Origin of the sequence: Pseudoxanthomonas winnipegensis (assembly GCF_004283755.1) — a bacterium.
Taxonomy (GTDB): domain Bacteria; phylum Pseudomonadota; class Gammaproteobacteria; order Xanthomonadales; family Xanthomonadaceae; genus Pseudoxanthomonas_A; species Pseudoxanthomonas_A winnipegensis.
In genome coordinates, this window is the sequence record NZ_SHMH01000008.1 from 21,381 (window position 1) to 41,439 (window position 20,059).

A 20,059-nucleotide genomic window follows, 5' to 3' on the forward strand; every position below is an offset into this window, starting at 1 on the left:
TCCGTTGGTCGTATCGTGCATCGCGTCGCGTCCGCCAGCGGTTGAAGCGGGGCATCGTCGCCACCATCCTGTGGCCTTAGCCCGTGATTGCCGTGACCGATGCCGACTGAGTTGTTCGAACGTTCCCGCCGGGGCGAGCACGCCCTGCTGATCCAGCCGGTGCGCGGCGGAACCGCCGCCGCCTCCAGCGACGAGGATGCCGCTGAGGAGTTCACCGAGCTGGCGCGCTCGGCCGGCGCCACCATCGCCGCCCTGGTCACCGCCCGCGCCGATCGGCCCAGCCCCTCCACCTTCATCGGCAGCGGCAAGCTGGACGAGGTCAAGGCCGCGGCCGATGCCACCGGCGCCGATCTGATCCTGGTCAACCACGCCCTGACGCCGGGTCAGGAGCGCAACCTGGAAAAGGCCCTGGAGCGCCGCGTGCTGGACCGCACCGGGCTGATCCTGGACATCTTCGCCCAGCGTGCGCGCAGCCACGAGGGCAAGCTGCAGGTCGAACTGGCCCAGCTCAAGCACATCGCCACGCGCCTGGTGCGTGGCTGGACCCACCTGGAGCGCCAGCGCGGTGGCTCCATCGGCCTGCGCGGCCCGGGTGAGACCCAGCTGGAAACCGACCGCCGCCTGCTGCAGAAGCGCGTGGACCAGCTGCAGAAGCGGCTGGAAAAGGTCGAGGTGCAGCACACCCAGATGCGCCGGGCGCGCGTGCGCAGCGAGCTGCCGCGCGTGGCGCTGGTCGGCTACACCAACGCCGGCAAGTCGACCCTGTTCAACGCGCTGACCGGCGCGGAGGCGTATGCCGCCGACCAGCTGTTCGCCACGCTGGATCCGACCGTGCGCCGGGTGAATCTGGCCGGCGGCGCGGTGGTGCTGGCCGACACGGTCGGCTTCGTGCGCGATCTGCCGCATGAGCTGGTCACCGCGTTCCGCTCCACCCTGTCCGAGGCGCGCGAGGCCGACCTGCTGCTGCACGTGGTCGACGCGGCCGATCCGCTGCGCGAGGAGCGCATGGCCCAGGTCGACCTGGTGTTGAACGAGATCGGCGCCGGCGACATCCCCCAGCTGCTGGTGTTCAACAAGATCGACCGCATCGAGGGCGCACAGCCGCGCCACGACGCGCCCGAGGGCGCGCTGGACGAGACCACCGAACCGGGCACGCTGGGTCTGGCGCGCGAGCGGGTGTGGATCTCGGCGCGCGATGGTGTGGGCCTGGAACTACTGCAGGACGCGCTGGCCCAGCGCCTGGGCCTGGAGCGCATCCGCGGCGAGGTGCTGCTGCCGTCCAGCGCGGGCCGGCTGCGCGCGCGCCTGTTCGACCTGGAAGCCGTGCGCGGCGAAGCCCACGAAGAAGCCGGCTGGCGTCTGACCCTGGACATGGCGCGCAGCGACGCGCAGAAGCTGCTCTCCCAGCCCGGCGGCGAGGCCCTGCGCCCGCTGCTGCCGGCGGTGGAAGTGGAGCAGTGGGAAGCCTGAGGGGCGCTAGACGCGCTCAGACGAACAGGCTGACCCCGGGCACCACCCACAGCGCCAGCGCGGCCAGGCCGATGCCGATCACCGTGGCGGCCAGCACGTCGCTGGGGTAGTGCAGGCCCAGCACCACGCGCGAGGTCGCCACGCAGGCGGTGAACGGCAGCAGCAGCGGCGCCAGCGCCGGATAGTGCGCCAGCGCCACCACGGTGAAGGCCACCGCATGCAGCGTGTGGCCCGAGGGGAAGGAGAACTCGTCCAGCGGCGCCACCCAGGCCTGGATGCGCACGTCCGAGGCGAACGGCCGCGGCCGCCGGGTCCAGCGCTTGAGGCCCTTGTACAGCACCAGCGCGATCGCGCCGGTCGCCGCCAGGTGCGCCGCCGCGGCCAGGCCGTGCCAGCCGTCGAACACGATCAGCGCGCCCATCAGCGCGTACCAGAACACGCCATCGCCCAGGCGGCTGACGATGGCGAAGAAGCGCCGCACATGGCTGCGGCGACCCAGGCGATTGGCTAGCAGGCACACGCGCGCTTCGCGCGGCAACGAGAGTTCAGACGGCGAGCGCATCGGCGGACTCCTCCTTGCGGGAATGGGCGAGCCCGGCGAGCAGGGCATCGAAATCCGCGGCCACCTGGGCCGGCTGCAGCGCCTGGACCGCCTGGTGCGCCGCGGCGCCCATCGCGCGCAGGCGCTGCGCATCGCCGCCCAGTTCCAGCACCGCCGCGACGAACTGCGCGTCGTCGCCGACCGCCGCCCCGTGCAGGCCATTGCGCAGATGCTCGTGCGCTGCGCCGGAGTCGAAGGCCACCGTGGCCAGGCCGCTGGCCATCGCCTCCAGGGTCACGTTGCCGAAGGTCTCGCTGCGGCTGGGGAACACGAACAGGTCGGCGCTGGCGTAGTGCCGCGCCAGCTCGACGCCGCGCTGCACGCCGCAGAACACGAAGTCCGGATTGGCCTGCTGCAGCGCCGCCCGCTCGGGACCATCGCCGACCCAGACCATGCGCGCCTGCGGGACGCGGGCCTGCAGTTCGCGGAAGGCCTGGACCGCCAGGCCCAGGTTTTTTTCTGCCGCGATGCGACCCACCGACAGCAGCACCGGCGTGGCCTCGCCGGCGCCCCACAGCGCGCGCAGCGCGTCGCTGCGCAAGCCCGGATGGAACTGGCCGGTATCCACCGCGCGCGCCAGCCGCTTGACCTTGCCGAAGCCCTGACCTTGCAGCCACTGCGCCAGCTCGTGGGTCGGCACCAGCGTGGCGTCACCGCGGTTGTGGAAGCGGCGCATCCAGCCCAGCGCGACCGGCTGCAGCCAGGGCAGGCCGTAGTCGCCCATGTAGTGGTCGAAGCGCGTGTGGAAGCCGGTCGCCACCGGAATGCCCAGACGCTGGGCCGCGCGCAGCGCCGACCAGCCCAGCGGGCCCTCGGTCGCCACGTAGATCGCGTCGGGCGCGAAGGCGCGGAAGTGCTCCTTCAGCTGCAGCGGCGCCGGCAGGCCGAAGCGCAGGCCGGGATAGCGCGGCAGGCCCGCACCGCGCACCAGCACGGTGTCCTGCGCGGTCTGCGCCGCGCCGTCCTGGCGCGGGCGCACCACGCTGACGTGGTGGCCGCGCTGGCGCAGGCCTTCTTCCAGGCCCTGCACGGTCAAGGCGACGCCGTTGACTTCCGGCGGATAGGTCTCGGTGACGATGACATAGCGCATGGGCGCCTCCCGGGTTTGACACAGGGTGGGAGGTGCGGATGCAGCGTCGATGTCAGTGCGATGTCAGTTGCATGAAAGCCGCCACGGTCGCCGTGACCCTGTGGGGCCTATGGGATCTGTAGGATCTGTGGGAGCCGCCATGGCGGCGATGGGGCTTTACCGGTAAAGCCTTCGCCGCCATTGGCCGAAAAGGCCACAAGGGCGGCTCCCACAAGGGCGGTGACTGACAGACGCCAGCCACTTCCTACCGTCATTCCCGCGAAGGCGGGAATCCAGGGACTTTCGCGCGGTGGATCGAGGCGCTGGGTTCCCGCGTTCGCGGGAACGACGGGTGTGGGTTTCCTCAGGAAGGAAAGTTTGACTCCTGGGTACAGCTGGGAGGGCCGAGAAAGCGCGGAAAGCCCGTCGCCGCCACGCGCGGCCCCCACCTGTAGAGCGGAGCTTGCTCCGCTGCTCTTCGTTCAGTTCGTGGGAAAGGCCTCAGCGGAGTCCCCAAGAGGGGATTGCCACAAGCTCCGCTCTACAGGCAGACCGCCGCGAGATTTGAGGAGACAGTTGCCCCCACCGACCTCTTCCCTTTCGCGCAGCGAAGCGGAACCCGAAATCGCCCCGTCGCGGATGCAGGCGCGCAGCCGCCTGGCGAGCGTCGCGGTGGCCTTTAGCCGAGCACGGCGTCGGGCTGCAGCAGTGCGCGCAGATCGTCGTGCTTGAGCGGATGGGACAGGTAGTAGCCCTGGCCCTGGCCGACGCCGAGCGATTGCAGCGCCTCGAGCTCCTCGCGCGTCTCGATGCCTTCGGCGGTGACGTGACTGCCGGTCTGGCGGCCGAAGCCGACCAGCGCCGCGGCCATCGCCTGGCGCGCGCGATCGTGGTCGATATCGCGCGTCAGGCTGATGTCCATCTTGATGATCTCGGGGTGCAGCGTGAGGATGTGGCGCATGCTGGAGTAACCGGCGCCCGCGTCGGTCGCCGAATTCAGGTGACGAAGGGCTTGAAGGCCACACCGAGGCCGGGCATGTCGTCCGATTCGCCGATCAGGTCCGCACGCAGCAGCGGGCGCGCGTCGATCCACTGCTTGTCCAGCAGCAGGCGCAGCGTGTCGCCTTCGGCCGTCAGCTCCAGGGTCGGGATCGCCGCGGCGTCGTGCGCGCGGTGCAGCAGCACGGCCAGGCGCAGCAGCGCGGCCAGGCGGCGGATCGCCGGGATGCGGCGGTCCGGCAGGGCGTCGAACGCCGCCTTGGGGATGCCGCGGCGGTGCGTGCGCACCAGGGCCGCCAGCATCAGCTGCTCCTGGCGCGAGAAGCCGGCGATGTCCGAATGCTCGAGCAGATAGGCGCCGTGCACGTGGTACTGGCTGTGCGCGACGGCCTGGCCGATCTCGTGCAGGCGCGCGGCCCAGTGCAGCAGGCGGGCATCGTCCTCGCCCAGGTCCCAGGCCTTGGCGACCTGTTCGAACAGCCGCTGCGCCGTGGCGTCCACGCGGTCGGCCTGATCGATGTCCACGCCATAGCGCTGCATCATCGTGGCCACCGACAGCTCGCGCGGATCGTCGCTGCCGCGGCGGCCGAGCATGTCGTACAGGATGCCTTCGCGCATGGCGGCCTTGCTGACCATCATCCGGTCGATGCCCAGCGCCTGGAACGCGGCCTCCATCACCAGCACGCCGCCGGCGATGATCGGCTGGCGGTCCTTGCTCAAGCTCGGCAGGTCGATCGCGTCCACGCGCTCGGCCTGCAGCAGGCGCTCGCGCACCTGCGGCAGCGCCTCGGCGGTGATCGCGCCCTTGGTGAGCTTCATCGCCGCGCAGATGTCGCCGATGGCCTTGGCCGTGCCCGATGAGCCGATCGCTTCCTGCCAGCCCAGCGCCCGGTACTGCTGGGCGAACTGCTGCAGCTCGGCGGTGATCTCGGTCAGCGCCGACATCCAGCGCTTGCGCGAGAGCTTGCCGCCGGGAAAGAAGCGCCGCGTGCTGGCGATGCAGCCGACCTGGATGCTCTCGCGCTCCAGGGTCTGCAGGCCGCTGCCGATGATGAATTCGGTCGAGCCGCCGCCGATGTCGATCACCAGCCGGCGCGTGCCCGGCTTGGGCGGCTGCGCCTGGGCCACGCCCAGGTAGATCAGACGCGCCTCCTCGCGGCCGGACACCACCTCGATGGCATGGCCGAGCGCGGCCTCGGCCGGCACCAGGAAGCTCTGCGGCAGCGCCAGCCGGCGCACGGTGTTGGTGGCCAGCGCGCGCACGCGCGATGCGGGCAGCTCGCGGATGCGCTGGCCGAAGCGCGACAGGCAATCGATCGCGCGCTGGTGGGCTTCCTGCGACAGGCCGCCGCGGGCGTCCAGGCCGTCGGCCATGCGCACGGTCTCGCGCAGGCGATCGATCACGCGCAGCTGACCCTGGGTATAGCGGGCCACGACCATGTGGAAGCTGTTGGACCCTAAGTCCACAGCGGCCAGCTGGTCGTTGTCCTGCAGCGGGCTGGAAAGGGTCTCGAGGAGCGTGAAAGGCATGGCGCGCATGGTAGCCGAAGCCGCTCCCTCGTCCGTGCCTGGACCGGCGGGCACGGCCTCAGAGCTTGGCCAGCAGCGTGCCCTGCGCCGAATGCGGCGCCTGGTCCGGGCCGGGCGAGAGCTTGTGGTAGACCCCGTTGGTATCCAGCTCCCAGGCGTTGGTGTTGTCGTCCAGGTAGTTCTGCAGATGGTCGCGGAACACGCGCGCGGACAGCTTCTCGTCCAGGATCGGGAAGCAGGCCTCGACCCGGTTGAGCAGGTTGCGCTCCAGCCAGTCGGCACTGGCGCAGTACAGCTCCGGATCGCCGTCGTTGCCGAACCAGTACACGCGGCTGTGCTCCAGGAAGCGTCCGACGATCGAGCGCACCCGGATGTTCTCCGACACGCCCGGCACGCCCGGGCGCACGGTGCAGGCGCCGCGCACGATCAGGTCGATCTGCACGCCGGCCTGCGAGGCGGCGTACAGCGCGCGGATCACGCGCGGCTCATTGATCGCGTTGACCTTGATGATGATCCGCGCCGGCCGCCCGGCGCGGGCGAAGCGCGCCTCGCGCTCGATCTTCTTGATCATCCCCGGGTGCAGGGTGAAGGGCGACTGCAGCATCAGCTTGAGCTTGGTGGTCGGCGCCAGCCCGGAGAGCTGCTGGAACAGCAGGTGCACGTCGTTGCCGATGTCCTGGTTGGCGGTGATCAGCCCCAGGTCGGTGTAGGCGCGCGCGGTGCCGGCGTGGTAGTTGCCGGTGCCCAGGTGCACGTAGCGGCGCAGCTTGCGGCCCTCGCGGCGCACGATCAGCAGCATCTTGGCGTGGGTCTTGAAGCCGACCACGCCGTACACCACCTGCACGCCGGCGGCCTGCAGGCGGTCGGCCTGGCCCAGGTTGGCTTCCTCGTCGAAGCGCGCGCGCAACTCCACCACCACGGTGACGTCCTTGCCGTTGCGCGCGGCCAGCACCAGCGCATCGACGATGGCCGAGTCCTTGCCGGTGCGGTACAGCGTCTGCTTGATCGCCAGCACGTTGGGGTCGGTGGCGGCCTGCTTGAGCAGCTCCAGCACCGGGGTGAAGGCATCGAAGGGATGGCTCAGCAGCACGTCGCCGTCGGCAACCGTCTCGAACATCGCATCGCCATCGCGCAGCTGGCGCGGGGTGAAGGGCGGGTACTTCAGCTCCGGGCGTTGCACCAGGTCGTAGACCTGGATCACGCGGTTGAGGTTGACCGCGCCGTCGATGCGGTAGACCGCGTTCTCGGTCAGGCTGAAGTTCTCCAGCAGCGTATTGACGATGGCCTTGGGGCAGTCGTGGGCGATCTCCAGGCGCACCGCCGGGCGGTAGCCGCGCCCGGCCAGCTCATCGCGCAGGGCCAGGGCCAGGTTCTCCACGTCCTCCTCGTCCACCACCAGCTCGGAGTTGCGGGTGACGCGGAACTGGTAGGCGCCCTTGACCTCCATGCCCGGGAACAGGTCGTCCACGAACGCCGACAGCACGCTGGAGAGCAGCACGAAGTCGTGCTCGCCGCCGGACACGCGCTGGGGCAGGTGGATGATGCGCGACAGCGAGCGCGGCGCACGCACGATGGCCATGTGGCCGGCGCGGCCGAACGCGTCCTTGCCCTTGAGCACCACCACGATGTTGAGCGACTTGTTGAGGATGCGCGGGAACGGGTGCGAAGGGTCCAGGCCCAGCGGCGAGAGCACCGGCATGATCTCGTTGCGGAAGTAGGCGCGCAGCCAGCGCTTCTGGCGCGCGTTCCACACCGACTGGCTGAGCACGCGCACGCCGGCCTCGTTCAGCGCCGGGCGCAGCACCTGGTTCCAGCACTTGTACTGCGCATCGACCAGCTCGGCGGCGCGGTCGTGGATGCGCGCCAGCACGGTGGCCGGCGTCAGCCCGTCCGGGCCCGGCGGCAGGCCGAAGTCCTGCGCATGGCGCACGGTCGCGGCGCGGATCTCGAAGAACTCGTCCAGGTTGGTGCAGCTGATGCACAGGAAGCGCAGCCGCTCCAGCAGCGGCACGCTGCCATCCAGCGCCTGGGCCAGCACGCGGAAGTTGAAATCCAGCTGCGACAGCTCGCGGTTGAAGTACAGCGACGGATCGCGCAACGGATCTGCGGCTTCAAGGTTCGGCTCGACGGCGGCGATCATGCGGGAAGGCTCTGCGGGAAGGGGAAGGCGGACTCACGGGGCTGTACGCGCGCCGGGCCGAAGTGGACCGAGAAGGTGCTGCCCTGGCCGACGGCGCTCTCGATCTCCAACCGCGCCTGGTGCAGGTTCAGCACATGCTTGACGATGGACAGGCCCAGGCCGGTGCCACCGCTCTCGCGCGAGCGGCTGGTCGAGACGCGGTAGAAGCGCTCGGTGATGCGCGGCAGGTGCGCGGCCGGGATGCCGTAGCCGGTGTCGCGCACGCTCAGCACCGCGCCGGCGCCCTCGTGTGCCAGGCCGATGGTGATCGTGCCGCCGGCCGGGGTGTAGCGCACCGCGTTGCTGACCAGGTTGGAGAAGGCGCTGTGCAGCTCCTTGTTGGAGCCGCGCAGGTCGATGTCGCCGCTGTCTTCCACCACGATGGTCTGGCGGCCGCGGCTGAGCGCCTCGGCCTCGCGGCGCAGCGTGGCCAGCATCGGCGCCATGGCGATGGCCTCGTCGGCCAGGCTGTCCTGCACTTCCAGGCGCGAGAGGGTCAGCAGGTCCTCGACCAGCTGGGTCATGCGCGCGGACTGCTTCTGCATCTCGTCCAGGATCGGCTTCCACTCGGGCATCTCGTCGGCGTCGAGCATGTCCAGGTAGCCGTGCACCACGGTCAGCGGCGTGCGCAGCTCGTGGCTGACGTTGGCCACGAAGTCGCGGCGCATTTCCTCCAGCCGGTTGAGCTTGCTGACATCGCGCGCCACCAGCAGCCAGTACTGGTCCGAGTAGGGGATCAGGCGCAGGTTCAGACGCAGGTCCGGGTTGATCGGCGAGGCGGCGTCGAGCATCGGCTCGGCGTTGCGCCCGGCGCTGAGCCAGTGCGCCATCGGCAGCGGCTGCAGGCGATCGACCACCGGCGCGTGCAGATCGGCCGGATGGCGCAGGCCCAGCAGCGTGGTGCCGGCCTTGTTGAACCACTGCACGCGCTGGCTGTTGCGGTCGATGACGACCACCGCGTCCGGCAGGGCCGCCGCGGCGGCGCGGTAGGCGCGCAGCATCGCCAGTAGGCGCCGCTTGCGCGTGCGCATCTCGACCTGGCCGCGGTGCAACAGGCGGTCCAGCTCGTTCCACACCCCGTCGCCTTCGGCCGGCTTGATCCGCGCGCGCGCCGTCAGCCGGCGCAGCACCGCCCGCAGGCGCAGGAACTGCCAGGCCACCACGCACAGCGCGCCCACCGCCAGCACCGGCCAGAACGCGCCCGCCAGCCAGCCGGCGACCGCAACGATCAGGAGCAGGGTGGCGAGGCGGAACAGAGTGCGGTTCCAGGCCGAGCGCAGGTGCTGAGGCATGTGGGGATTGTGAGTCAGAACATGTGACAGGGCGAGCAGCGCAAGGCGAGGCACGCGTGTGGAGGAGCGTGGCACGAGCGGGGCGGACGCCCCAGTCGCGGGGCGGTCCACTCGTTACCTATTTCCCTCGTTACGGGCCTTAAGTGGACACCGAGAAGCGGTAGCCCGAGCCGCGCACGGTCTGCACCATGTTGTCCACGCCGTGCGGCTCGAGGGTCTTGCGCAGGCGGCGGATATGCACGTCCACGGTGCGCTCCTCCACATAGACGCTGCCGCCCCAGACGTGGTCGAGCAGCTGGGTGCGGGTATAGACGCGCTCGGGGTGGGTCATGAAGAAGTGCAGCAGGCGGTACTCGGTCGGGCCGATCGGCACCGGCGTGTCCTCGGCGAACACGCGGTGGGCAGCGCCGTCGATGCGCAGCGCGCCCAGGGCGATGCTGCCGTCCTCCTCGTCCTCGCGCGAGCGACGCATGACCGCGCGGATGCGGGCCAGCAGTTCGCGCGCCGAGAAGGGCTTGACCACGTAGTCGTCCACGCCGGCCTCCAGGCCGCCGACGCGGTCGTTTTCCTCGCCGCGCGCGGTGAGCATGATGATCGGCACCTCGCGGGTCAGCGCGTCCTTGCGCCAGCGACGGGCCAGCTCCAGGCCGCTGGTGCCGGGCAGCATCCAGTCCAGCAGGATCAGGTCGGGCACCTTATCGGCGATGGCGCCCTGCGCCTCGCGGGCGTCGCCGGCATGCACCGGCTCGAATTCGCCCTTGCGCAGGGCGAAGGCCACCATGTCACGGATGGCGGGTTCATCATCGACGATCAGGATGCGCTTCTGCACGGGACGGGAGCCGGACGGATTGGGGACGTGCGGCAGTAGACGACAATTTTGTGACTCGATTGTGACACCCGCCGCGGACCGGTGCGTCCGAGGCCTTCAGCGGTTGCGGTCCAGGTCCGGATCCTTGACCCCGGCATCGCGCAGGGCCAGCACCTCCGGGGTGATGGCCGCGATGCGGGCGTCGATCCGGGCGCGGGCGTAATAGTCCAGCGCCTCGCGCTTTTTCAGATTGCTGAGCTGTGTCAGGGCCTGCTCGGGGCGGCCGTTGAGGTAGGCGACCTGGGCGTAGGCCTCGCCGGCCCGGACGCTGTCGCCGGCCAGCTCGCAGGCGCGGGCGTAGGCCTGCTGGAAGATCGGGTCCTGCGCGCTGGCGTCCAGCAGCGGCTGCAGCACGGCCTGGGCCTGCTGGCCGCCGGCGCGGTCACCCTGGCCGTTGAGCACCTGGGCGTAGCCCAGGGCCACGGCGCGGCTGTTGGGCGTGCGCGCCATCAGGTCCTTGAAGCGCGCCTTGGCCCCGGGCACGTCGCCGGCCCGGGCCTGCGCCTCGGCCAGGCCGATGCCCAGCCACTGGTTGCCGGGCGAGCGCTGCAGCAGCTGGGTCAGGGCGGCCACGGCGGCGCCGGGCTGGTTGTTGCGCAGCTGCGCCAGGGCCAGGCCGTACTGCTGGGCCTCGCTCAGTTCGCCGGTGCTGCGGCGGATGCTCTCGTACTCGCGGATGGCCTGGTCGGGCGTGTTGGCGCTGAGCACGCGCAGGCGCTCCTTGGCCCACTGGAACAGCCCGGTCGCGCCATTGTCGAAGCTGGCCGGCGGCAGAGTCACCTGGAAGGGCAGCAGCGGGTTGTTGCTGCGCGCGCCGGCGGCGTAGTCGCCCTCGCGCGGGCTGGATTCGACGATCTTGCCGCCCGGGGTGCTGACGGTGGTGATGACGTTCTTCTCGCGCTTGATCCGCTCGGCGCGGTCGTGCGCCTCGCTGATGCGCGAACTGGTGACCGGGTGGGTCTGCAGATAGTCGGGCGTGCGCTCGCGTTCGCCGCCCTTGTTGGCACGCATGGCCTGGTCCATGCGGCTGAAGAAGCCGGCCATGGCATCGGGGTCGTAGCCGGCGCGGGCCAGGGTCTGGATGCCGATGCGGTCGGCTTCGGACTCGTTGGAGCGGGTGTAGTCGATCTGGCGCTGCTGCATCAGCCCCATGCCGCTGACCACCGCGGCCTGGGTCGCATCGCCGCTGGAATGGCCGCCGGCCGCCTGCGCGGCGATGATCGCGCCCAGCATGCCCAGCAGGATCGGGATCTGGTCGCGCTGGGCGCGCTCGACGCTGCGCAGCACATGCTGCTGGGTGACGTGGGCGATCTCGTGCGACAGGACCGCCGCCACTTCGTCCTCGCGCTCGGCCGTCAGCACCAGGCCGGAATTGACCGCGATGTAGCCGCCCAGGGTGGCGAACGCGTTGATCTGCCGGTCGCGCAGCATGAAGAAGGTGAAGGGCTGCGAGGGCCGATCGCTGTTGGCCGCCAGCTTGCCGCCCACGCGGTCCAGCCAGTCGTCGATCAGCGGGTCGTCCAGCAGGTAGCCGTAGTTGCGCAGTTCGCGCAGGGTCATGGCGCCGTACTGCTGCTGGCGGGCGGGGGTGAGCAGTTCACCGGCCGATGAGCCGATGTCGGGCAGCCTGTCGGCCTGGGCGAACGCCAGCGGTGCGGCGATCAGCGTGGTCAGGGCAGTGGCCAGCAGGGTCAGGCGCACGCGGTCGATCCCTCGATGCATCGGCGGAAATCCGCGCAGCATGGCGGTGCGCCTGTGCCCCGGGGTGAATCCGTGGTTAATCCGCAGCGTTGCATTGCGCCCTCTGGTCCGCCGGTGACATGCCACCATGATGCGTCTTCAGACCTTCCCACGTGCCGAGAATTCCCCATGAGCGCACCCCAGATCACTTTGTATTCCACCGCCGTCTGCCCGTACTGCGTGGCCGCCAAGAACTTCCTCAAGTCCAAGGGCCAGACCTGGACCGAGGTGCGCATCGATACCGATCCGGCCGAGCGCGAGAAGATGATGGCGCGCACCCGGCGCACCAGCGTGCCGCAGATCTTCATCGGCGAGACCCACGTCGGCGGCTACGACGACATGATGGCGCTGCACCGTGCCGGCAAGCTCGAGCCGCTGCTGGCCGGAGACGCGGCATGAGCCGGGGCGGGGAGACCGAGGCCGACCGCGTCCAGGCCTTCACCGAGTTCCGCCAGCGCATGAACCAGCGCATCCTGGCCGAGCCCAACCAGGTCGTGCGCCGGTTCTTCGCGCTCGATACGCAGACCTACCAGGCCGGCGCGCTAGACGTGAAGACCAAGGAGCTGCTCGGCCTGGTGGCCTCGATGGTGCTGCGCTGCGACGACTGCATCAGCTATCACGTGGCCCAGTGCAAGGAGGTCGGCGTGACCCGCGAGGAGTTCTTCGAGACCTTCTCGGTCGGGCTTGTGGTGGGCGGGTCGATCGTGATCCCGCACCTGCGCCGCGCCGTGGATTTCCTCGACCAGCTCGAAGGCGGTGCACCGGCGCCTGCCGCGCACGATCACGGCTGACGGGCGGTTCTTTTGCTGGTGGGGGCGCTCGGTGCGAGGGCCTCGCCGCTCGCAAGGGCTGCGTTTCGGCTTCGACGGGGCAGCGGCCGGTCGGGTGGTGTCCGCCTTTCTCTCGGTCGGGTCATCTGCCCCGCGTTACATCCCCCTATCGTCGTTCCCGCGAACGCGGGAACCCAGGGACTTTCGCTCGGAGCACCAAGATCAGAGTGCTTCTCGCAGTACTGGGGTCGCGTTGCCGTCGAGCGTCTTGGCTTCGGAAGGGCAGCGGTCCGGCGGGCGGGGGCCGCTTATCCCTCAATCAGGGCATCCTGCCCTGATTCGGGCGCTCGGCGTCCTGCCTCGCTCGTCGCGGCCCCCGCCCGCCGGCCCACTGCCTCGCGCGTCAGGTCATAGGGCTTCGGCTTACGGAATCGTTTGATCTCTTTCCTCACGCAGAACGCGGCCAGTAACGGGAAATCATCGACTTGAGGCCCCTCCCTTGCGCGCAGCGCAGGGGAGGGATGGGGAGGGGTCGGGGCTTTACCGGTCAAGCCGCCGAAGCAACAGCAACAGCACCCACCCCGGGCCTCCCCTTCGCCTGCGGCGAAAGGGAGGGGGCAAAGGAACCCCAATCCTGCGCATGGCGGAACTTTTCAGGGGCCTTCAGGTATGCATTTCTAATGCATACCTGAATCGACATACTCATGGTTTTCCGATCGTTGGCGACAAGATCGCGAGCTTTCCGAAGATTTAGAGGAATTTAGGGTGTCCGCGCCAATGGTTGCATTTGAGGGCAAGCGGGCGACCCTGCATACTGGCGAGCCCCCCGCGCGGCACTCCTGCTGCGCGCCACAGCTTGGATCCCCACTCAATGACGCAAACCATCACGGTCATCCGCGGCGACGGCATCGGCCCGGAAATCATGGAAGCCACCCTGCACGTGCTCGACGCGCTCAAGGCCGGCCTGACCTATGAAGAAGCCGACGCCGGCCTGGTCGCGCTGGAGAAGCACGGCGACCTGCTGCCCGCCTCGACCCTGGCGTCGATCGAGAAGAACAAGGTTGCGCTGAAGAGCCCGCTGACCACGCCGGTGGGCGAGGGCTTCACCTCGATCAACGTGACCATGCGTCGCCACTTCGACCTGTACGCCAACGTGCGTCCGGCGATCTCCTTCCCCAACACCAAGTCGCGCTTCGGCAGCGGCGTGGACCTGATCACGGTGCGCGAGAACACCGAGGGCGCCTACCTGAGCGAAGGCCAGGAAGTCTCCGCCGACGGCGAAACCGCCGTGTCGATGGCGCGCGTGACCCGCAAGGGCTCCGAGCGCATCGTGCGCTACGCCTTCGACCTGGCTCGCGCCACCGGCCGCAAGAAGGTCACCCTGGTGCACAAGGCCAACATCATCAAGTCGACCTCGGGCCTGTTCCTCAAGGTCGGCCGTGAAGTGGCCAAGGACTACCCCGACATCGAGTGCAACGAGATGATCGTGGACAACACCTGCATGCAGCTGGTGATGCGTCCGGAGCAGTTCGACATCATCGTGACCACCAACCTGTTCGGCGACATCCTCTCGGATCTGTGCGCCGGTCTGGTCGGCGGCCTGGGCCTGGCCCCGGGCGCCAACATCGGCACCAATGCCGCGATCTTCGAGGCCGTGCACGGCTCGGCGCCGGACATCGCGGGGCAGGGCAAGGCCAACCCCTGTGCGCTGCTGCTCGCCGCCGCGCAGCTGCTCGACCACATCGGCCAGCCGGACAACGCCACGCGCCTGCGCAAGGCGATCGTGGCCACGCTGGAAGCCAAGGACTCGGTCACCCCGGACCTGGGCGGCACCGGCAACACTATGGGCTTCGCCCAGGCCATCGCCAGCCGCCTCTGAGCCCCGCCGACCCCGCAACGAAAAAGGGCGCCTCGCGGCGCCCTTTTTCGTTATGCGGGTCGATCAGTGGCCGGGAGGAGGGGCTTTCACCATTTCCCACTCCCGATTCCCCATTCCCGTCAGTTCCGCGACTGCAGCTTGGACAGCAGACGCAGGAATTCCACGTACAGCCACACCAGCGTGACCATCAGGCCGAAGGCGCCGTACCACTCCATGTACTTCGGCGCGCCGGCGTCCACGCCCGACTCGATGAAGTCGAAATCCAGCACCAGGTTCAGCGCGGCCACCACCACCACGACCAGGCTGATGCCGGTGCTGACCACGCCCGAGCCGTGCAGATAGGACACGTTCACGCCGAACAGCTGCATCACCATCGAGACCAGATACATCACCATGATGCCGCCGGTGGCCGCGACCACGCCCAGCTTGAAGTTCTCGGTCGCCTTGATCAGGCCGCTGCGATAGGCCATCAGCAGCGCGAACAGCGTGCCGAAGGTCAGCAGCACGGCCTGGAACACCACGCCGTGGAAGCGCATTTCGTACAGGGCCGAGACCGAGCCGAGGAAAAAGCCTTCCACCAGCGCGTACAGCGGCGCGGTGACCGGCGACCATTCCTTCTTGAACACCGTCACCAGCGCCAGCACGAAGCCGCCGATCGCGCCGCCGATCACGTAGACCGCCGCGCCGGCGGCTGCGGTCATCTCGCCGTTGGGAAGGGCGACGGTGGACTGGTTCCAGGCGAAGGCCGCGGTCAGCAGGCTCAGCAGCAGCAGGAAGCCGGTCTTGTTGACCGTGCCGTTCAGGGTCATCGCCCCGCCGTCGCGGGTGACCACCGCGCCGGTGCCGAGGTCGAGGAACGTGGACTCTTTCAGAGCCGGATTGCCGCTGCGGATCATGGTGCCTCCCTGGGCGATACCTTCGAATGATGCTGGTGCGAAAGGCGGGACTCGAACCCGCACGGGGGTTACCCGCTGGAACCTAAATCCAGTGCGTCTACCAGTTCCGCCACTTTCGCATGAGGTCGCGCGCATTCTACCTGTCCATCGCGACAGTAGGCGCTGACGATGCTGTTAGTGCTCGGTTTGCCCGATCGTTGCGGCAGCGGTGCTGGCCGGGTCCAGCGGGCGGGGAAGTCGCCGCGCTGCCTTCCGTCACATCGGAGCGCGGGCGGGCGGCTTTGCGAAGCCGGAAAAGAAAGAAGGCGCCCAGAGCACTGGACGCCTTCTTGTTTGGTGGGCCGTCAAGGATTCGAACCTTGGACCTATTGATTAAGAGTCAACTGCTCTACCAACTGAGCTAACGGCCCCGAAAACTGGTCGCGCAGTATACGCGATGATTCGGTTTGTGCAACACCCTTGTCGAAGAAAACCGCTGCGGATTGGGGTGGCTGAGGGGACTCGAACCCCCGACATCTGGAATCACAATCCAGTACTCTAACCAACTGAGCTACAGCCACCACTGATACCGCATCCAGCCTCGTGCACCGGTGAATTGGCGCGCCCGACAGGAATCGAACCTGTAACCGCCGGCTTAGAAGGCCGGTGCTCTATCCAGTTGAGCTACGGGCGCCCGGCTGGATCGCATCCGGACTACATCGATCGGACCGCGTTGGATGGTCGGGGTAGAGGGATTCGAACCCCCGACATCCTGCTCCCAAAGCAGGCGCGCTACCAGACTGCGCTATACCCCGGAAACCGTGTGCGGGCCGGCGACTCGCCGGTCCCTGACCGACGTTGCCCGCCGGAAAGGACGCGTATTGTCTGGATGCGAGGTGCACCTGTCAACGCGCCTGGACGCATTTGTGGTCAAACCGCGCCCGATCGGCGAAACTAGCGCGTTCGGCAAGGGGCCCGACCGCGGCATCCGCGGCCCGCGTCCGAAGCAACCCCTTCAACCTTCAACAACGATGACCCGCGACCAGCCTTGCGTCGCGGTTGCAGGAGCTAAGTGAGATGACCGTTTCCGTCGAATCGACCGGCAGCCTTGGGCGCCGCATGAGCTTCACGCTGCCGGCCGAGCGCCTGGACAACCACATCGGCGGCCGCCTGCGCGAGCTCAGCCGCACCGTGCGCATCAAGGGCTTCCGCCCGGGCAAGGTGCCGGCCAAGGTGATCGAGCAGCGCTTCGGCAAGCAGGTGCGCGCCGAGGCCCTGGACGGGCTGCTGCGCGAGACCTTCGACTCGGCCGTGCGCGAACAGGCCCTGCAGCTGGCCGGCAACCCGCGCCTCGAGCCGGCCGGCGAGGGCGAGCTGGAGTGGGTCGCGACCTTCGAGGTGGTGCCGGACTTCGGCGAGATCGATGTCTCCAAGCTCAACGTCGTGCGCCATACCGCGCAGGTGACCGACGCCGACATCGACCAGATGATCGAGAACCTGCGCCTGCAGCGCCGCACCTTCGAGGCGGTGGATCGCCCCGCCGCCGAGGGCGACCGCGTCGCGCTGGAGACCTGGTCGCAGGCCGGCGACGAGCGCCTGCCCGCCGAGAGCGTGGAGACCGGCGCCACCCTGATCGGCTCGGGCGTGATGTTCGCCGACATCGAGCAGGCCCTGGTCGGCATGTCCAAGGGCGAGGACAAGGAGATCACCGTCGCCTTCCCGGCCGACTGGCGCGTGCCGCAGCTGGCCGGCAAGAGCGTCCAGGTGCACCTGAAGGTCACCGACGTGGCCGCCTCGGTGCTGCCGCCGGTGGACAAGGACTTCATCAAGAGCTTCGGCGTCAAGAGCGGCGACGAGACCCAGTTCCGCGCCGACATCCGCACCAACCTGGAGCGCGAGCTCAAGGGCGCCCTGGCCAACCGCCTGCGCCGCGAGGTGGGTGAGCAGCTGATCGCCGCCTACGCCTCGGTCGAGATGCCCGAGCGCCTGGTCGAGAACGAGGCCCGCGCCATGCTGGCCCAGCAGGTCGAGCAGGCCCGCCGCCAGGGCCAGAACGTGCAGGTGCCCGACGACGCATACCAGGGCTTCCTGGACCCGGCGCGCAAGCGCGTGCTGGTCGGCCTGCTGGTGGGCGAGGTCGCCCGCCGCAACGAGCTGCGCCTGGACCCCAAGCGCGTGCAGGAAACCCTGCGCCTGATCGCCTCCACCTACGAGGAGCCCGAGCAGGTCATTGAGTTGTACCGCAACGACCCCCAGATGATGGCTGGGCTGCAGTCCCGTGTGATGGAGGAGCAGGTGATCGACTGGATCGCCGAGCGCGCCCAGCACACCGAACAGGGCCTGTCCTTCCAGGACGCGATCCGGCAGTAACGGTCCCCGGTTTCGCCATCGGTCCGGCGCCCCAAAGGCGCCGGCCGGTGCGGTGAGGCGGGATCCAGCGCAATCCACGTGTCCCCTCCCGGGGAGACGGATCCAACAACGATAAGGTGCCTCACTCCATGGATAACCTGACCAAGGCCTTGAATCTCGTTCCGATGGTGGTCGAGCAGACCAGCCGCGGCGAGCGCGCCTACGACATCTATTCCCGCCTGCTCAAGGAGCGCGTGATCTTCCTGGTCGGGCCGGTCGACGACCACGTGGCCAACGTGATCGTGGCGCAGATGCTGTTCCTCGAGGCCGAGAATCCCGAAAAGGACATCAGCTTCTACATCAACTCGCCCGGTGGCGTGGTCACCGCCGGCATGGCGATCTACGACACCATGCAGTACATCAAGCCGGACGTGAGCACCATCTGCGTCGGCCAGGCCGCCTCGATGGGCGCGCTGCTGCTGGCGGCCGGTGCGGCCGGCAAGCGCTATGCGCTGCCCAACTCGCGCGTGATGATCCACCAGCCGCTGGGCGGCTTCCAGGGCCAGGCCACGGACATCGACATCCATGCCCGCGAGATCCTGACCCTGCGCCACAAGCTCAACGAGATCCTGGCCAAGCACACCGGCCAGTCGCTGGAGACCATCGCCCGCGACACCGAGCGCGACAACTTCAAGAGCGCCCAGGACTCCAAGGCCTACGGCCTGGTGGACGAGGTGCTGGAGCGCCGTCCGGACGAGTCGATCCAGTCTGCCTGAACGAACGGCCGGCTGGCCGGGATCCTTTCGGCCCTCGCGCGCCGGGCGGCAACGACCCGGCGCGCGTCGTTTCAAGCCGGTCCAGCCGCCCGGGGCGGCCCGGGGCCCGGAACTTGCAGACGGATTTCTGCGTTCCGGGCGCGGCGCCGGGCAGACGCCAACGGCGCCGATCCGGTGCTATTCTCGAAATCGAATGCCCCCGCGGGGGCAGCTGTGAGTGGGTAAAACAAGCATGAGCGAAGACCGCCAAGGCCGTTCCGGCGAGAGCAACAAAATCCTGTACTGCTCGTTCTGCGGAAAGAGCCAGCACGAGGTCCGCAAGCTGATCGCCGGCCCGAGCGTGTTCATCTGCGATGAATGCGTGGAGCTGTGCAACGACATCATCCGCGAGGAACTCGAGGAGAAGGCGCAGTCGGCGCGCAGTTCGCTGCCCAAGCCGCGCGAGATCCTCGAGGTGCTCGACCAGTACGTGATCGGCCAGCAGCGCGCCAAGCGCACGCTCGCCGTGGCCGTGTACAACCACTACAAGCGCATCGAGAGCCGCCAGAAGAGCGACGACGTCGAGTTGGCCAAGTCCAACATCCTGCTCGCCGGGCCGACCGGCTCGGGCAAGACGCTGCTGGCCGAGACGCTGGCGCGGTTGCTCAACGTGCCGTTCACCATCGCCGATGCGACCACGCTGACCGAGGCCGGCTACGTCGGCGAGGACGTGGAGAACATCATCCAGAAGCTGCTGCAGAAGTGCGACTACGACGTCGACAAGGCGCAGCAGGGCATCGTCTACATCGACGAGATCGACAAGATCTCGCGCAAGAGCGAAAACCCGTCCATCACCCGCGACGTGTCCGGCGAAGGCGTGCAGCAGGCGCTGCTGAAGCTGATCGAAGGCACCGTGGCCAGCGTCCCGCCGCAGGGCGGCCGCAAGCACCCGCAGCAGGAATTCCTGCAGGTGGACACCAAGAACATCCTGTTCATCTGCGGTGGTGCCTTCGCCGGCCTGGACAAGATCATCCAGGCGCGTTCGACCGAGGCCAGCGGCATCGGCTTCGGCGCCAAGGTCAAGTCCTCGGAGAAGAAGCCGGAAATCGGCAAGGTGCTGTCCGAGGTCGAGCCGGAGGACCTGATCAAGTTCGGCCTGATCCCCGAGTTCGTCGGCCGCCTGCCGGTGGTCGCCACGCTGGAGGAGCTGGACGAGCCGGCGCTGGTGAAGATCCTCACCGAGCCGAAGAACGCCATCACCAAGCAGTTCAAGCGGCTGTTCGACATGGAGGGCGTGGAACTGGAATTCCGCCCCGACGCGCTGTCGGCGATCGCGCGCAAGGCGCTCAAGCGCAAGACCGGCGCCCGCGGCTTGCGCACCATCGTCGAGTCGGTCCTGCTGGACACCATGTACGACCTGCCGTCGCTGGAAAACGTCGGCAAGGTGGTGGTGGACGAGTCGGTGATCGAGCACAAGTCCGAGCCCTACCTGATCTACCAGAATCCGCCGGCCGCGCCCAAGGTCGCATCGGCCGAATGATCGGGTAAGTCCTTGATCGCCAAAGGGCTCCGGATTCTCGCTTGCATCGCCCAGCCAATGGCCCCATAACGGGGCCATTGGCATTTTTGCGGCACGTGTTCGCACTGCTTCCAAGCCTGCCTCCCCGCACTTTCCTGGAGCCC

At 68.7% G+C, this 20,059-nt stretch carries 16 protein-coding genes and 5 tRNA genes; 7 read left to right on the forward strand and 14 right to left on the reverse strand.

All coding sequences use genetic code 11. The features are described from left to right. Positions 1 to 111: 111 nt before the first annotated feature. Positions 112 to 1,470, forward strand: coding sequence for a ribosome rescue GTPase HflX (gene hflX / locus EAT51_RS15385; RefSeq protein WP_130519962.1), 1,359 nt, complete (start codon positions 112 to 114; stop codon positions 1,468 to 1,470). A gap of 16 nt (positions 1,471 to 1,486) precedes the next feature. Here hflX and EAT51_RS15390 read toward each other — a convergent pair whose 3' ends face one another. The 8 genes from EAT51_RS15390 to EAT51_RS15425 form a co-directional block, all read right to left on the reverse strand. Then, the gene (locus EAT51_RS15390; protein ID WP_130519964.1) at positions 1,487 to 2,032 is read right to left on the reverse strand and encodes a phosphatase PAP2 family protein; all 546 of its coding nucleotides are present in this window, start codon (positions 2,030 to 2,032) and stop codon (positions 1,487 to 1,489) included. Further along, entirely contained in the window at positions 2,016 to 3,161 is a 1,146-nt protein-coding gene (locus EAT51_RS15395; protein WP_130519967.1) for a glycosyltransferase family 4 protein, read from the reverse strand. Before EAT51_RS15395 ends, EAT51_RS15390 begins: the two co-directional genes overlap by 17 nt. A 658-nt stretch (positions 3,162 to 3,819) precedes the next feature. Then, positions 3,820 to 4,233, reverse strand: coding sequence for an EAL domain-containing protein (locus EAT51_RS15400; protein ID WP_228257963.1), 414 nt, complete (start codon positions 4,231 to 4,233; stop codon positions 3,820 to 3,822). After that, positions 4,137 to 5,669 (reverse strand): exopolyphosphatase, encoded by a 1,533-nt coding sequence (gene ppx, locus EAT51_RS15405; protein ID WP_130519971.1) that lies wholly within the window; start codon positions 5,667 to 5,669, stop codon positions 4,137 to 4,139. Before ppx ends, EAT51_RS15400 begins: the two co-directional genes overlap by 97 nt. A gap of 58 nt (positions 5,670 to 5,727) precedes the next feature. After that, positions 5,728 to 7,809, reverse strand: a complete 2,082-nt coding sequence (gene ppk1 / locus EAT51_RS15410; RefSeq protein WP_130519973.1) for a polyphosphate kinase 1 — start codon at positions 7,807 to 7,809, stop codon at positions 5,728 to 5,730. Further along, positions 7,806 to 9,140, reverse strand: coding sequence for a phosphate regulon sensor histidine kinase PhoR (gene phoR, locus EAT51_RS15415; RefSeq protein WP_130519974.1), 1,335 nt, complete (start codon positions 9,138 to 9,140; stop codon positions 7,806 to 7,808). Before phoR ends, ppk1 begins: the two co-directional genes overlap by 4 nt. 139 nt (positions 9,141 to 9,279) lie before the next feature. Then, positions 9,280 to 9,969, reverse strand: a complete 690-nt coding sequence (gene phoB / locus EAT51_RS15420; RefSeq protein WP_130519977.1) for a phosphate regulon transcriptional regulator PhoB — start codon at positions 9,967 to 9,969, stop codon at positions 9,280 to 9,282. Positions 9,970 to 10,065: 96 nt separating this feature from the next. Then, on the reverse strand, positions 10,066 to 11,709 hold the full coding sequence (locus EAT51_RS15425) for a M48 family metalloprotease (protein ID WP_130520203.1): 1,644 nt from the start codon (positions 11,707 to 11,709) through the stop codon (positions 10,066 to 10,068). A 168-nt stretch (positions 11,710 to 11,877) separates the two neighbouring features. On the opposite strand from EAT51_RS15425, the gene grxC reads away from it, so the two are divergent. From grxC to EAT51_RS15440, 3 genes are all read left to right on the forward strand, one after another. Then, positions 11,878 to 12,147 carry a glutaredoxin 3 gene (gene grxC / locus EAT51_RS15430; protein WP_130519979.1) on the forward strand — a complete coding sequence of 90 codons (270 nt, stop codon included), beginning with the start codon at positions 11,878 to 11,880 and terminating at the stop codon, positions 12,145 to 12,147. Then, a complete protein-coding gene (locus tag EAT51_RS15435; RefSeq protein WP_130519981.1) occupies positions 12,144 to 12,539 on the forward strand; it encodes a carboxymuconolactone decarboxylase family protein in 396 nt (131 codons plus the stop codon). Before grxC ends, EAT51_RS15435 begins: the two co-directional genes overlap by 4 nt. An 850-nt stretch (positions 12,540 to 13,389) precedes the next feature. Then, the gene (locus EAT51_RS15440) at positions 13,390 to 14,397 is read left to right on the forward strand and encodes an isocitrate dehydrogenase (protein WP_130519983.1); all 1,008 of its coding nucleotides are present in this window, start codon (positions 13,390 to 13,392) and stop codon (positions 14,395 to 14,397) included. A gap of 119 nt (positions 14,398 to 14,516) precedes the next feature. Here the strand turns inward: EAT51_RS15440 and EAT51_RS15445 are convergent, their stop codons facing one another. The 6 genes from EAT51_RS15445 to EAT51_RS15470 form a co-directional block, all read right to left on the reverse strand. Further along, entirely contained in the window at positions 14,517 to 15,293 is a 777-nt protein-coding gene (locus EAT51_RS15445) for a Bax inhibitor-1/YccA family protein (protein ID WP_130519985.1), read from the reverse strand. A 33-nt stretch (positions 15,294 to 15,326) separates the two neighbouring features. Next, a tRNA-Leu gene (locus EAT51_RS15450) sits at positions 15,327 to 15,412 on the reverse strand. A 215-nt stretch (positions 15,413 to 15,627) separates the two neighbouring features. After that, positions 15,628 to 15,703, reverse strand: a tRNA-Lys gene (locus tag EAT51_RS15455). 73 nt (positions 15,704 to 15,776) lie between these two features. After that, a tRNA-His gene (locus EAT51_RS15460) sits at positions 15,777 to 15,853 on the reverse strand. Positions 15,854 to 15,889: 36 nt separating this feature from the next. Next, positions 15,890 to 15,966 (reverse strand) — tRNA-Arg (locus EAT51_RS15465). A gap of 44 nt (positions 15,967 to 16,010) precedes the next feature. Continuing rightward, a tRNA-Pro gene (locus EAT51_RS15470) sits at positions 16,011 to 16,087 on the reverse strand. Between the two features lie 262 nt (positions 16,088 to 16,349). Between EAT51_RS15470 and tig the strand changes: the two genes are divergently transcribed. The 3 genes from tig to clpX all read left to right on the forward strand — a co-directional run bounded on the left by tig (position 16,350) and on the right by clpX (position 19,916). Next, complete coding sequence (gene tig, locus EAT51_RS15475; RefSeq protein WP_130519987.1) at positions 16,350 to 17,642, forward strand: trigger factor; 1,293 nt, start codon at positions 16,350 to 16,352, stop codon at positions 17,640 to 17,642. Between the two features lie 128 nt (positions 17,643 to 17,770). Then, positions 17,771 to 18,397, forward strand: coding sequence for an ATP-dependent Clp endopeptidase proteolytic subunit ClpP (gene clpP / locus EAT51_RS15480; RefSeq protein WP_130519989.1), 627 nt, complete (start codon positions 17,771 to 17,773; stop codon positions 18,395 to 18,397). Positions 18,398 to 18,629: 232 nt separating this feature from the next. Continuing rightward, on the forward strand, positions 18,630 to 19,916 hold the full coding sequence (gene clpX, locus EAT51_RS15485) for an ATP-dependent Clp protease ATP-binding subunit ClpX (protein ID WP_130519991.1): 1,287 nt from the start codon (positions 18,630 to 18,632) through the stop codon (positions 19,914 to 19,916). Positions 19,917 to 20,059 lie beyond the last annotated feature (143 nt).